Genomic DNA, 11983 nt, shown 5'->3' on the forward strand with positions numbered 1-11983 from the left:
ACGGGACGCCACAGCCCCTCGCAAAAACGCCGCCGCCGCTTGACAATGCGCGCCGCGCTCAGAGCAGCTTGCGCTCGAGCGCCCACGCGGTGAGCTCGTGACGCGAGGAGAGCTGGAGCTTGCGCAGCACGGCAGAGACGTGCGTCTCGACGGTCTTGACCGAGATGAAGAGCTCGGCCGCGACCTCCTTGTAAGCGTAGCCCCGCGCGATTAACCGCATGACCTCCCGTTCGCGTGCCGAGAGCCGGTCGAGTTCGTCCGTGGTCTCGGCCTGCTCGCCCGCCGCCGCGCCGAACGCGTCGAGCACGAAGCCCGCGAGCTTCGGCGAGAAGACGGCGTCACCGCCCGCGACGGCCACGACCGCGTCGCTGACCTGCAGCCCGGAGCTGCCCTTGGTGAGGTAGCCGCGGGCCCCGCCGCGGATGACGCCCACGACGTCCTCCGCCGCGTCCGAGACGCTGAGCGCGAGGAAGCGCGTGCGCTGGTGCTCTGCCGCGGTGCGACGGAGCACCTCCGCTCCGCCGCCGCCCGCGCCGCCAGGCAGGTGCACGTCGAGCAGCACGACGTCCGGGTGCGTACGTTGGATGGCCTCCACCGCGCCGTCGACGTCCTGCGCCTCGGCCACGACGTGGAGGCGGTCGTCCAGGTCGGAGCGCAGGCCCGAGCGGAAGATCGAGTGGTCGTCGACGATCACGACCGTGATCGCGCCCGCTGCTATCTCGTCGGTCATGATCTCATTCTCGCTCGGCGGGCAGCTCGACGGTCAGGTGGATCTCGGTGCCGCTCTCCCGCGACGTCACGGTGGCGTGGCCTCCCGCCCGGCGCATCCGGCCGACGATCGACTCGCGCACGCCCAGCCGGCCCTCCGGCAGCGCGGCGATGTCGAAGCCGGGGCCGCGGTCGCGGACGAACACGTCGGCCGTCCCCGCGCCGGACTCCACGTACACGGAGACGTCGCCGCCTGCATGTCTGGCCGCGTTGAGCATCGCCTCGCGCGCGGCGGCCGCCAGCTCGGCGGGCGCGCGGAGCACGGGCTCGCCCACGCTCACGACGTCGAAGTGGACGGCGTGGTCGACCTCCAGCGCCGCCGCCACCTCGCGGAGCTCCGTCGCGAGGTCCGAGTCCTCCGGCGCCACGCCGTCCGCGCCCTCCGCGTAGAGCCAGTCGCGCAACTCGCGCTCCTGGGCACGCGCGATCCTGCCGACCTCGCTGGAGGCTCCCGCCCGGTTCTGGATGAGGGCGAGCGTCTGCAGCACGGAGTCGTGGAGATGCGCGGCCATCTCGGCGCGCTGCTCCTCGCGGACGCGCGCCGTCCGCTCGGCGATCAGCTCGCGCCAGAGCCGCAGCGCCCACGGCGCGACCAGCACGGCCGCGCCCGCGAAGGTGGCGCCGATGATGGCGAGCCAGAGGTACCCCGACGAGCGCCCGGCCTGCATCCCGCTGAGCACGAGGGCCAGCGCGACGAGGAACCCGCCGGCGGCGAGGCGGAACGTCGCGGGCGCGAGCGGAGACGGTGCGAGGCTCTGGTCGTCCACGAGCTGATCCCAGATGACGGCCGCGACCACCAGCAGGACCGACGTCAGCACGGCGCCGAACGCGGAGCCCTGCGCATCGGCGGCGACCATCACGATGGCGGCGACCCCCGCGGCGGCGCCGACCCCCGCGAGCACCAACGGCACGTTCACCCGGCGGGTGACCCGCTCGTCCGGATCGTCCGGGGTCGCCGCGCGCAGCGGCGTCAGCGCCCAGAGCCACAGGTAGAACAGCACGCCGGCGCCGCCGATCAGGGCCGTGCCGACGAAGATCCAGCGCACGGCGACGAGCGGCCAGCCGAGGTGGTCGGCCAGAGCGACGCTCACCCCGCCGACGAGGCAGTCGCGCGGGCGCGCGAGCGGAGGGCGCGGGGTGCGCCCTCGGGTCGCGGGAGTGGAGGCCATACCTGGAATCCAAGCAGAACCGGTCCCTCCCGCACAGCGCGAGCGGCAGGAATCAGGGTGCGGTCAGGGTGTACCCCGATAGCGACCGGGCGCCGCCGCGCGCCACGATCGAGTCATGGTGAACGACAGCACGACCCCTCCCCCGTCGGACGGCCCCGCGGGCGGCTCCTCCGCCGGCGGCACGCAGGCCCCGTACGGCGGACCGCAGACCGGTCTCTCCGGCCGCGGCACCCGCTTCTTCGACTGGATGCGCAGCCTCGGAGTCACGCGCACGGACGGCTGGATCGGCGGCGTCTGCGCGGGCATCGCGTACCGCATCGGGATCGATCCCCTCATCATCCGCGGCATCCTGGTCGTGGCCGCGCTGCTCGGCGCGCCCGCCATCCTGTTCTACGCCCTCGCCTGGGCGCTGCTGCCGGACGCGGACGGCCGCATCCACCTGCAACGGCTCTTCGAGGGCGAGTTCGAGCCGCCGATGGTCGCGATCGGGGTGCTCGTCGTGCTCTCGCTCCTCCCGTGGTCGGACGGGGTGTGGTGGTTCGGTCGCGACCCGGGCTGGGGGGACGCGGTCGGGCGGATCGTCTGGACGCTGATCGTCCTCGCGGCTGCCACGACGCTGATCGTCTTCGCCGGGCGCCAGGCCGACCGCCGGACGTGGACCGGGAGTGCGGGACGCGCGGCGACGGCCGAGCAGGCGCCTGCGCCCGGTGCTGCGCCGACCGCAGCAGCCGCCGCCGCCGCGACGAACGTCGCCGCCCCCGCGACGCCCACCGTCGCCACCGCCGCAGAGCCGACAGCGCCTCCCGCGCCCGGCGCCGGCGCGGGCGAGCAGGAGGTCACCGACTGGCGCGCCCGCCAGGCGCAGTGGAAGGCCGAGCACGACGAGTGGAAGCAGCGGCTCTCCGAGGACATGCGCACGGTGAAGGCGCAGCGCTCGGCCCAGCTCCGGGCGCAGGCGGCCGCCGCGAACGCGGACGCCGAGGCCCGGCGCGTGGCCTACCGTGCGTCGAACCCGCGGGTCGGCGCTGCGATCGGCTGGCTGGCGGTGGGGCTGGCGCTCGTCGCCGGCTCTCTCGCGGGGGCGCTCTGGGGACCGCTCACCGGGCTGCCCGGTTACGCCCTGACGGCCTCCCTCGCCGCGGCGACCCTGGTCTTCGGGATCACGATCCTGATCGCGGGGATCGCCCGCCGCCGCAGCGGCTTCCTGATCTTCCTCGGCATCCTGCTCGCGGCGCTCACCGTGCTGGCCGCGCTGCTGCCGACGTCCCCTGCGGTCCGTCTGGACGCGAGCGTCACCGCGGGGAACACCCTCTCCGCGACCCCGGCAGGGAGCGCGAACTACCTCCAGGCCGTCGGTGACACGACGATCGACCTCACGAAGGCCGTGACGGCCCCCGGCACGCCGGTGGTGAACCTCGCCAAAGGCCCAGGGCCGACCACGGTGATCGTGCCCGTGGACGCCACGATCCGCGTGGAGGCGGCGACCGTCTCCTCCGTGACGGTGACGGACCCCTCGGGCGGCGACCAGGTGCACCGTTGCGACCCCGGGCCGTTCGGCGGCTGCTCCACGGACATCGTGGTCGGACCGGCCGGGACCCCGGAGGCCATCGTCCGCGTCGCGCAGATCGACGCGGTCCACGTCGAGCGAGTCCAGAAGTGAACGAGAGCGAGAACGAGATGCCCACGAACGCCGACCAGCCGACCGACGATGTGAACACGCAGACGCCCGCACTGACACCGGAGGCGGCCGCCTCCGGGACCGACGAGGCCGAGACCATGGTGATCCCCACCACGTCCGACACGGCGGAGACGGCCGACACGCTCGTGATCCCGGCAGCGGAGCCGCAGGCCTCCTCCGCGACCTCCGACACGGCGACCATGCCCACGACGACGCCTGCAGCGCCGCCCGCCGCCCCCGCCGAGCCCTGGCTCTCCGATACGGCCTACGCGTTCCCTGTGCGCCCGGTGCCCTCCGGGCCGCCGCCCGTGCGCTGGGGCGGGATCGTCTGGGGCATCCTGATCATCCTGCTCGCCGCCACCGTCCTGGTGGTCGTCTCCTCGCCCGTGCGCCTCGCCGGCGTCACCGTGTGGCTCGCGACGCTCTCCCCCGGCGGCGCCGTCGCCGTGTGGATCGCCGCCCTCGGGATCGTCATCGTCGTCTCGGCGCTGCTCGGTGCGATCAGCGCCGCCCAGCGCAACCGCCGACGCCGCCGGGTCTGACTCACGAAGAAAGGTGCCGGCCGCTCAACCCGAATAAGCCGGCCGGCACCCGGGGTGGACGTCGTCACGCAATGGGACGCAGGACGCTGGGCCACCCACTGGCGGCGCGGCTCCGGGTACCCGTACCGGAAGCGGCGACCGCAGAACTCCAGTAAGACGGATGCGGGAGGCCCCGATCCCGGCCGTCCCCGGAATCCCGCGGCAGCGGCCCCTCAGGATCACCTGAGCGCTCACCTCTCGCACCGGAAATCCGCGAATCCCACGGAAGCGGGCACGCCCCGATCCACGGTCCGCGACCGCCGGCGGCTCACCGAGTCCGGTGACTATGGGTGGTGAACATCCGCGGGCGGTCAGGCCCTCGCGCGCGGCCGCCGCGGATTCCCGGGCGACACGGGACGCGGCCGGCCACGACGGCCTCCCCCAACGATCGCCGATCGGCAGACCTGGAGTGAAAAGCATGGTGAAACCGGCCAGCGTCCCGTCCGTCCCTCCGGCGGTCCCCGACCCGACGCTGCTGCTCACCGCCGCCGTCTCCCGGCTGGCCGCCACGATCGGCGTCCGGCTGCTCGTCATCAAAGGGATCGCCGCAGACCAGTACGGACTCCGCCCCGCCCACCTCAGCAGTGATGTCGACGTGCTCGTGACCCACGACGACTACGGCACCCTCCTCGCGGAGCTGGAGAAGCGCGGCTGGCGCCGGCGGGCGCACGACCCGGACACGGACACCTTCCCCGTCCACAGCGCGAGCATGTTCCACCCGGAGTGGGCCGCCGACATCGACGTGCACTTCCGCTACCCGGGACTGGAGTTCGACGGCGAGGTCTTCGGGCCGATCTGGGCGCAGCGCACGACCATGTGGTGCGGCAACCAGCCGATCTGCATCCCGGGACTCGTCGACGCGATCATGATCGGCGCCGTCCACGCGATCCGGTCGCGCTTCTCCCGGCGGCACCGCGTCGAGCTCGACTTCCTCGTCGGACGCTGCTCCGAGCTGGACGTCACGCTCCTGCTCGAACGCGCGGACGAGCTCGGCGCCCTTGCCACGGCTCGACCGTTCCTGGAGCGGCTGAAACCCTTCGACGCGGAGTACGACTGGGGCGAGGCCTCCGCCGAGTGGCGGCTGCGCACGGAGTTCCCCGAGGCCTCCCAGCGGCGGGCCCTGCTGTGGAAGCAGGCGTCGCCGCGCGAGCGCCTCGCCAAGCTCCGCCTCGCGCTCTTCCCGCCGACCTCCGCGCTCGTCAAGGAGACCACCGCGACGACGCTCGGTCCCGTCCAGCTCGCCGGCCGTTACCTCCGCCGCTGGGGCCGCGGCGTGCGGGCCCTCCCGAAGGCCCTCGCAGTGCTGCGTGCGAGCGGCCGGCGGCGCCCCTGACGCCGCTCGGCGGGTGTCAGTACGCCCCGTTCGGGCGCAGCACCACGCCGACCGTCTGGAAGAGGATCTGGAGGTCCCCCGCCACCGACCAGTTCTCCACGTAGAAGAGGTCGAGCCGCACGCCCTGCTCCCAGGACAGGTCGGAGCGCCCGCTCACCTGCCAGAGCCCGGTCATCCCCGGCTTGACGATGTGCCTGCGGTGGCTGTCCCTGTCGTACTCCGCCACCTCGGACGGCAACCCGGGCCGCGGCCCGACGAGGCTCATCTCGCCCTTGAGGACGTTCCAGAGCTGCGGCAGCTCGTCGATCGACGTGCGGCGCAGGAACCTGCCGACGCGGGTGACCCGCGGATCGTCCTTGATCTTGAACAGCGGCCCCGCGCCCTCGTTCCTGTGCTGCAGGTCCGCGACCTCCTCCTCCGCGTTCACCCGCATGGTGCGCAGCTTCACGATGCCGAAGGCGTTGCCGTCGCGGCCGACCCGCGACTGCCGGAAGAAGGCCGGCCCAGGGCTGTCGAGCCGGATCACGATGACGCAGACGACGATGACCGGAAGGAGCAGCGTCAGCGCGACGGAGCTCAGCACGATGTCGAACACGCGCTTGGCCCGCCGCCGCGTGATCGAGCGATCGGCCGGCGCGACCTCGACGATGGGGAGGCGGTCGATCGGGAAGTACTCGGCGCGCGGCGCGGCGAGCTCCGGCACGTCGACGGAGAGCCAGACCACGGCGCCCGCGCCCTCCACGTCCCAGAGAAGCTGGCGGACGTTGGCGCCGTCGCGCTCCTCGGTCAGGACGATGATGTCGACACGATGCCGCTCGACGAGCTCGCGCAGATACGGGCCGCGCGCGTTCTCGATGCCGGTCGTCGCGACGACGTCGACCGCGACCCGCGCCGCTCGCTCCGCGAAGACGGCGGCGAGCTCCGCCACCCTTTCCGGTGTGCCGACCACGAGCGCACGCCGGATGTAGCGGCCGCGCACGCGGTGCGCGTAGATCCACCACCGGCAGACGAAGCGCACGGCGAGCAGGCCGAGCAGGCCGAACGGCATGGCGAAGGCGAGATAGGCCCGCGAGAGGTCGAGCTGGAGGACGAGGGAGGCGACCGCGAGGAGGGCGACGAGCCAGACGGTCGCGCGGACCGGGGGCACGTACGACGGGCCGTTGAGGCGTTTCGGCCAGGACTCGTACCCGTTGAGCATCGCGAGAATGACGAGCCAGATCACCCCGATCAGGATCGAGACCATCACGTACGAGGTGTCGAGCGGCCCCATCTGGAACGGGTCGTTGCGGCTCCCGAAGCGTGCGAGGTGCGCAGTGGCGAGGACGCCGCAGACGACCAGAGCGTCCGCCAGGACGAGCGTGCGGGCGGTGCGCAGCCGGCCGGTCAGCGTCTGCGGGCGTTGTGAATCGGTGCGGACCATCATTTCCTTCCATCGCCGAGCGCGCCGCGCTTCAGCGTCGGTATGACGTCGTCGGCGGCGAGCGCCTTTCTGAGGACCTCGACGCGCGCCTCGTCGACGCGCACGATCGACTGCCCGCCCGGCGACGTCCCCGTCCCCGCGGTGGGAAGCGTGAGGGTGTGGATAGCGTCGGGCGTCAGGCCGTGGAAGCCGAGCGCGAGCGACGCGGCGGCCGACGCGGTGAGCCCCTCGTCCACCGCCACATACCGGGCGAGCGTCGTGATCGCGGACTCCGTCCTGCCCGGATCGGTCAGGGTCTGAGCGCTGATGAAGCCCTGGAGCATCCCGCGGACGAAGGCCTGCTGGTTGCGCACGCGCTGATAGTCGGCATCGGGGAACGAGTACCGCTCGCGGACGAAGGCGAGCGCGGCCGACCCCTCGAGCCGGTTCTCGCCCTTCTGGAAGCTGTAGCCGGGCATGTTCTTGGACGTGAACGCCTGGTCGGACCAGACCTTCACACCGCCGAGAGCCGTGGAGAGATCGCCGAACCCTCCGAAGTCCACGACCGCCACGTGGTCGATCCGCGCCCCCAGGAGTCCTTCCACCGTCTGAACCGTCAGCGGCACGCCGCCCCAGCTGTAGGCGGCGTTGATCTTGTTCTCGCCGTGGCCCGGGATCGGGACCCAGAGGTCGCGCATCAGCGAGACGAAGACGATCCCGGAGCGGTCGGCGGGGATGTGGACCAGCATGAGCGTGTCCGAGCGCTCGCCGGTCGCCCCGCCCGACAGCGGATCGTGGAGTCCGCTGCGGGAGTCCGATCCGATGAGCAGGATGTTGGCCGCCCCCGCGACGGCGGCCGGACGCCCCGACTCGTCCGGGAACGCGTTCGGGATGCGCTCGACGGTGTCGTCGAACGACCACCCCAGCCAGAGCAGGTACCCGCCGAGGAGCGTCACCGGCAGCACGACGACGAGGATGGCGGCGGTGACCCAGATCCAGAGGCGCCGCCGCCGTCTGCGCTCGGAGCGACGCCGCCCCTGCCGGCGCCCGGACCCTTCTGAAGGCTGCGGGTCGTCGCCGCCCCCGGGCGTCGTCATGCGGACTCCAGGCCGGCCAGGATGTCGATCGCCGGGACGAGCCGACTCGCCATCGCGTCGAACGCCTCGTCCGGCCGGCCGTACGGGTCGTCGATGTCGTCGTCTCCGCGCGGCGGAAGGAGGCCGTGGCGGCGGGCGTCCACGGCGCGGTCGGTGAGGGCGCGCCACCGATGGGGATCGCCGGGGTCGCCGTCCCCGGCGAAGGCCTCGATGGCGCGAGCGAACTCCAGCAGCGTGAACGTCCGGGAGAAGGCGCTGGGGTCGAGGGCGGTGACCCGCGTCGCGTGCTCCTGGGTCAGCGCGAGGACGAGGTCGGAGCCGGCGATCGTCGTCTCGGTGAGCTGGCTGGCCACGAAACCGTCCGGGTCGCCGCCGAACGCGCGGACGCGGGGGCGCGTCTGCGACGAGATCGACCGTCCGACGACCGCCCTCGTTCCCGCGCTCCGGACGACCACGCCCTCCCCCGCTCCACCGGTGGATGGCGGCAACCGGGCCGTGAGGAGCCGTTCGGCCATCGCCGACCGGCAGATGTTGCCGGTGCACACGAACAGGACGGAGAACCCGCTCCCGGGCATCAGGACTCCCCTCAGTCGATGCCGCGGCGGGGGATGCCGCGGTCGCAGACGCAGACGCACATGATCACCCCGCCGACGTCGCCGTTCCCGCGGACAGGGAGGCGACAGCGCTCGCCCCCGCTTCGTTCTTCACCCGAAGAATCGGCCGCGCGTTGGATTGCGCGGGTAAAACATCACCCGATCGCCGCTGCGCCGAGCGGGAGGCCTGCAGCGCCTCCTCGGCCGCGCCCGCGCCGATACTGGGTCTTTCCGCCCCGACCCGATCGCACCCGAGGAGACCCATGCCCGCCCACCCGACCGGACCGCACGAGCACGGCCCGCACGACGCGGAGTCCGGCTTCGTCGTCGGCGCACTCGGTCGGGCACTCCGGATCCGGGTCACCGGCACGGGAGCCGGCGCCCTCGCCTCAGCGTTCGCGGACGCGTGGGCGCACCTGCTGCTCGACCCGCGGGCCGAGACCGACGACGAGCTCCTCCTCGACTCCGCCGCGGACACCCCGGAGTCGACCGCCGCCGGTCTGGCCGACGCCAGCACCCTGATCACGCGCACGCTCATCGACCTGAACACGGGACAGGGGCTGCTGTTCCACGCGGCGGCGGCCGTCCGTGCCGACGGCCGCGCGATCCTCCTGGTCGGACCGTCGGGGGCGGGAAAGACCACCGCCATCACCCGGCTCGCCGGCCCCCACGGGTACCTGACGGACGAGACGGCCCTCGTCGGAGCGGACGGCAGCGTCCTCCCCTACCCGAAGCCGCTCTCGGTCGAGCAGGGCGGGCCCGTCAAGGCGCAGCTCGCTCCCGCGGAGCTGGGGCTGCGCGTCGCCGACGTCCCGCACACGGTGGACCGGGTGATCGTCCTGAACCGGGAGGCGGGTGGTTCGCGGCAGCCGCGGTCCCGGCGCCTCGACGTCGTCGAGAGCCTGGAGGCGCTCGTCCCGCAGCTCTCGGCGCTGGAGCAGCACCCGAGCCCGCTCGGCGCTCTCGCGGAGTTGATCCGGCAGGTCGGCGGGATCGAACAGCTCAGCTACGCGGACGTGCTCGACCTCGACCCGGCCTCCGGGCCGCCCACGTCGCCGCGGCTGTCCGCCGAGGAGCTCGCGTTCTCGATCGTCGGCTGCGACCGCGACGACGGGACGGCGCCCGGCCTGATCCGCACGCGGGCCGACGACGCCCTGGAGACCGCCGATCTGCTCGTCCTCGCGCACGGAAGCGAGATCCTGGTGCTCGCCGGCGTCGCGAAGACGCTGTGGCTGGAGGCCGGAGCGGCCCGCTCCGAGAAGGAGCTCCTCGACCGGCTGCGGACGGTCCACGGCGCAGCGCCCGGCGACGACCTGACTCTGCGCGGCACGATCGACGTCCTCGTCGACGCGGGGGTGCTCGAGTGGCGGCAGTGATGCACGCCGGCACCCCGGGTGATGTCGAGGGTGAAACTTCCACCTCGGTGCACCGTCATGCCCGATCCGTCGTGTGGGTGGAGACGACGGCGGGGCGGTGGGCGGTGGCCGACGTCTCCGATTTCCGCCAGTTCGTCCTCAATGGCACCTCCGGCCTGCTCTGGCAGTCGTTCGACGGGCACGCGACGGACGACGCGATCGTCGAGCACGTGCTCGGCATGTATCCCGACCACCCGGAGTCGGCCCGCGGCGACTGCCGGTCGCTGATCGACGAGCTGCTGGTGCTCCGGCTGCTCGAGCCCACGCACCCCGAACCCGACCACGAACAGGCCCCCGACGCCGGAATGGAGCTGTGACATGACCTCGCCGACGGACACCACGGAGAACCAGTCGAAGGGCAGAGACCTGCGCGACTTCGTGCGGATGATCAGGCGCTACTGGCTCGGCGAAGCGATCATCGTGCTGGCGACGATCGGTCTCGTCGCGGGCTTCACCGCGCTGCAGCCCCGCGTCTACCAGTCCACGTCGACCGGTCTCACCCAGGCCGCGGCGGGCGAGAGCCTCTCGATGACCTTCGCCGGCGAGAGCCTCGCCAAGTCCCGCGCCGAGACGTACGTGCGGGTGGCCACGTCGGACGCGGTGGCCAAGCGCGCGCAGGAGATCCTGGGCACGAACCGCTCCGTGTCCGATCTGCTCGGCAAGGTCACCGCGACCCTTCCCGCGGACACGGCCATCATCGAGATCACCGCGAGCGCGAGCAGCCCGGAGGGCGCCGCGAAGCTCGCCAACGCGTGGACGACAGCGCTCTCGGACCAGGTGAAGGCACTGGAGACGTCGGAGGGGTCGGTCGGCGATCCGTCGATCGCCTTCGTCTCCCTCGCGAACGCGCGGCCGCCGTACTTCCCCTCGTCGCCCAACATCCAGACGGCGCTCGTGCTCGCACTGCTCGCGGGCTTCGCGCTGGCCCTGGTGTACGCCCTGCTCCGCCAGCACTTCGACCGCCGGGTCCGCTCGGTCGACCAGATCGAGCGCCTCCTCGACGCCCCCGTGATCGGCACCGTCCCGGCCAGCCCGGCGCTCTCCGACCGCAAGCGCATCGTCGAGCACGAGGGCTCGGCCGACTCCCAGCAGCTCTTCGCGATCTCCGAGTCCCTGCGCGAGCTGCGCACGAACCTGAGCTACATCGACGTCGACAACCCGCCGAAGGTCATCGTGGTGACCAGCTCGATCCCCGGTGAGGGCAAGTCGACTCTGACGGCGAACCTCGCCGACGCCATCGCCTCCGGCAACGCGAACGTCGTCATCATCGACTGCGACCTGCGCCGTCCGATGCAGTCCACCCTGTTCAACCTGCGCGGTGGGGTCGGCCTCACCGACGTGCTGAGCGGCCGGGTCGCCCTCGGCGACGCCCTTCAGGCCCCCACCGCGAGCAGCCACCTCCGGGTGCTCGGCGCCGGCCGCGTGCCGCCGAACCCGAGCGAGCTCCTGGGCTCGCGGACGATGCGCGAGCTGATCGGCGCGCTGTCCGGCGTCGCCACGGTGATCCTCGACGCGCCCCCGCTGCTCTCGGTGACGGACGCGGCCATCCTCGGCACCATCGCGGACGGCGTCGTGATCACGGTCGGCGCCAAGCAGGTCACCGCCGAGCAGCTCCAGAAGGCCTACCGCTCGGTCACGCGCGTCAACGGCAAGGTGCTGGGCGCCGTCCTGAACAAGATCCCGCCGAACGGCGTCGACTCCCACGACTACGGGTACTACCGCAACGACTACTACACGTCGAACGAGAGCCCGGCGGTCGCCGCGGGCGAGGCCGGCGCCGCGGAGAAGCCGGCGAACGAGGACGACGCGCCCACGCGCCGCTCGGCCCGTAAGGAGCTCCGCGCCGGGCGCTAGATGTACTGACCCGGATCGTTGTTGACAGAGGAGAGACCTCCGGAGTCGAGTTGGAGCTGTCTAGGTTCCCTCGAGTTCACGGAGGTCTCTCTTGTC

The 11983-nt window shown here is 72.6% G+C and carries 11 protein-coding genes; 6 read left to right on the plus strand and 5 right to left on the minus strand.

Annotation, left to right across the window (positions count from 1 at the left end; genetic code table 11):
- Nucleotides 1–58: 58 nt before the first annotated feature.
- The gene (locus tag ACFQ9V_RS19325) at nt 59–730 is read right to left on the minus strand and encodes a LuxR C-terminal-related transcriptional regulator (protein ID WP_382460739.1); all 672 of its coding nucleotides are present in this window, start codon (nt 728–730) and stop codon (nt 59–61) included.
- A gap of 4 nt (nt 731–734) precedes the next feature.
- Complete coding sequence (locus tag ACFQ9V_RS19330; RefSeq protein WP_382460740.1) at nt 735–1937, minus strand: PspC domain-containing protein; 1203 nt, start codon at nt 1935–1937, stop codon at nt 735–737.
- 115 nt (nt 1938–2052) lie between these two features.
- On the opposite strand from ACFQ9V_RS19330, the gene ACFQ9V_RS19335 reads away from it, so the two are divergent.
- The 3 genes from ACFQ9V_RS19335 (at nt 2053) to ACFQ9V_RS19345 (ending at nt 5529) form a co-directional block, all read left to right on the plus strand.
- Nucleotides 2053–3597, plus strand: a complete 1545-nt coding sequence (locus tag ACFQ9V_RS19335) for a PspC domain-containing protein (RefSeq protein WP_382460741.1) — start codon at nt 2053–2055, stop codon at nt 3595–3597.
- Complete coding sequence (locus tag ACFQ9V_RS19340; protein ID WP_382460742.1) at nt 3594–4157, plus strand: hypothetical protein; 564 nt, start codon at nt 3594–3596, stop codon at nt 4155–4157. The genes ACFQ9V_RS19335 and ACFQ9V_RS19340 overlap by 4 nt, the downstream gene beginning before the upstream one ends.
- A 457-nt stretch (nt 4158–4614) precedes the next feature.
- The gene (locus ACFQ9V_RS19345; protein ID WP_382460743.1) at nt 4615–5529 is read left to right on the plus strand and encodes a nucleotidyltransferase family protein; all 915 of its coding nucleotides are present in this window, start codon (nt 4615–4617) and stop codon (nt 5527–5529) included.
- 16 nt (nt 5530–5545) lie between these two features.
- Here ACFQ9V_RS19345 and ACFQ9V_RS19350 read toward each other — a convergent pair whose 3' ends face one another.
- Genes ACFQ9V_RS19350 through ACFQ9V_RS19360 form a run of 3 tightly spaced genes read right to left on the minus strand, consistent with a single transcriptional unit; the run spans nt 5546 to nt 8600 of the window.
- Nucleotides 5546–6952 (minus strand): sugar transferase, encoded by a 1407-nt coding sequence (locus ACFQ9V_RS19350; RefSeq protein ID WP_382460744.1) that lies wholly within the window; start codon nt 6950–6952, stop codon nt 5546–5548.
- Complete coding sequence (locus tag ACFQ9V_RS19355) at nt 6949–8025, minus strand: LCP family protein (protein WP_382460745.1); 1077 nt, start codon at nt 8023–8025, stop codon at nt 6949–6951. Before ACFQ9V_RS19355 ends, ACFQ9V_RS19350 begins: the two co-directional genes overlap by 4 nt.
- The gene (locus ACFQ9V_RS19360; RefSeq protein ID WP_382460746.1) at nt 8022–8600 is read right to left on the minus strand and encodes a low molecular weight phosphatase family protein; all 579 of its coding nucleotides are present in this window, start codon (nt 8598–8600) and stop codon (nt 8022–8024) included. Before ACFQ9V_RS19360 ends, ACFQ9V_RS19355 begins: the two co-directional genes overlap by 4 nt.
- 281 nt (nt 8601–8881) lie before the next feature.
- Here ACFQ9V_RS19360 and ACFQ9V_RS19365 point away from each other — a divergent pair, with 281 nt between their 5' ends.
- From ACFQ9V_RS19365 to ACFQ9V_RS19375, 3 genes are all read left to right on the plus strand, one after another.
- The gene (locus tag ACFQ9V_RS19365) at nt 8882–9994 is read left to right on the plus strand and encodes a hypothetical protein (RefSeq protein ID WP_382460747.1); all 1113 of its coding nucleotides are present in this window, start codon (nt 8882–8884) and stop codon (nt 9992–9994) included.
- A 104-nt stretch (nt 9995–10098) separates the two neighbouring features.
- Entirely contained in the window at nt 10099–10350 is a 252-nt protein-coding gene (locus tag ACFQ9V_RS19370; RefSeq protein WP_382460748.1) for a PqqD family protein, read from the plus strand.
- A 1-nt stretch (nt 10351) separates the two neighbouring features.
- Nucleotides 10352–11887 carry a polysaccharide biosynthesis tyrosine autokinase gene (locus ACFQ9V_RS19375; protein ID WP_382460749.1) on the plus strand — a complete coding sequence of 512 codons (1536 nt, stop codon included), beginning with the start codon at nt 10352–10354 and terminating at the stop codon, nt 11885–11887.
- Nucleotides 11888–11983 lie beyond the last annotated feature (96 nt).

The organism is Leifsonia sp. NPDC056665, assembly GCF_042791795.1.
In the GTDB taxonomy this organism is placed as follows: domain Bacteria; phylum Actinomycetota; class Actinomycetes; order Actinomycetales; family Microbacteriaceae; genus Leifsonia.

Excerpts from the sequence above, each read along its gene's own strand:
- ACFQ9V_RS19345 (WP_382460743.1), top strand. The coding sequence starts at position 4,615 with ATGGTGAAACCGGCCAGCGTCCCGTCCGTCCCTCCGGCGGTCCCCGAC.
- ACFQ9V_RS19360 (WP_382460746.1), bottom strand. The coding sequence starts at position 8,600 with ATGCCCGGGAGCGGGTTCTCCGTCCTGTTCGTGTGCACCGGCAACATC.
- ACFQ9V_RS19350 (WP_382460744.1), bottom strand. The coding sequence starts at position 6,952 with ATGATGGTCCGCACCGATTCACAACGCCCGCAGACGCTGACCGGCCGG.
- ACFQ9V_RS19325 (WP_382460739.1), bottom strand. The coding sequence starts at position 730 with ATGACCGACGAGATAGCAGCGGGCGCGATCACGGTCGTGATCGTCGAC.
- ACFQ9V_RS19355 (WP_382460745.1), bottom strand. The coding sequence starts at position 8,025 with ATGACGACGCCCGGGGGCGGCGACGACCCGCAGCCTTCAGAAGGGTCC.
- ACFQ9V_RS19375 (WP_382460749.1), top strand. The coding sequence starts at position 10,352 with ATGACCTCGCCGACGGACACCACGGAGAACCAGTCGAAGGGCAGAGAC.
- ACFQ9V_RS19335 (WP_382460741.1), top strand. The coding sequence starts at position 2,053 with ATGGTGAACGACAGCACGACCCCTCCCCCGTCGGACGGCCCCGCGGGC.
- ACFQ9V_RS19330 (WP_382460740.1), bottom strand. The coding sequence starts at position 1,937 with ATGGCCTCCACTCCCGCGACCCGAGGGCGCACCCCGCGCCCTCCGCTC.
- ACFQ9V_RS19365 (WP_382460747.1), top strand. The coding sequence starts at position 8,882 with ATGCCCGCCCACCCGACCGGACCGCACGAGCACGGCCCGCACGACGCG.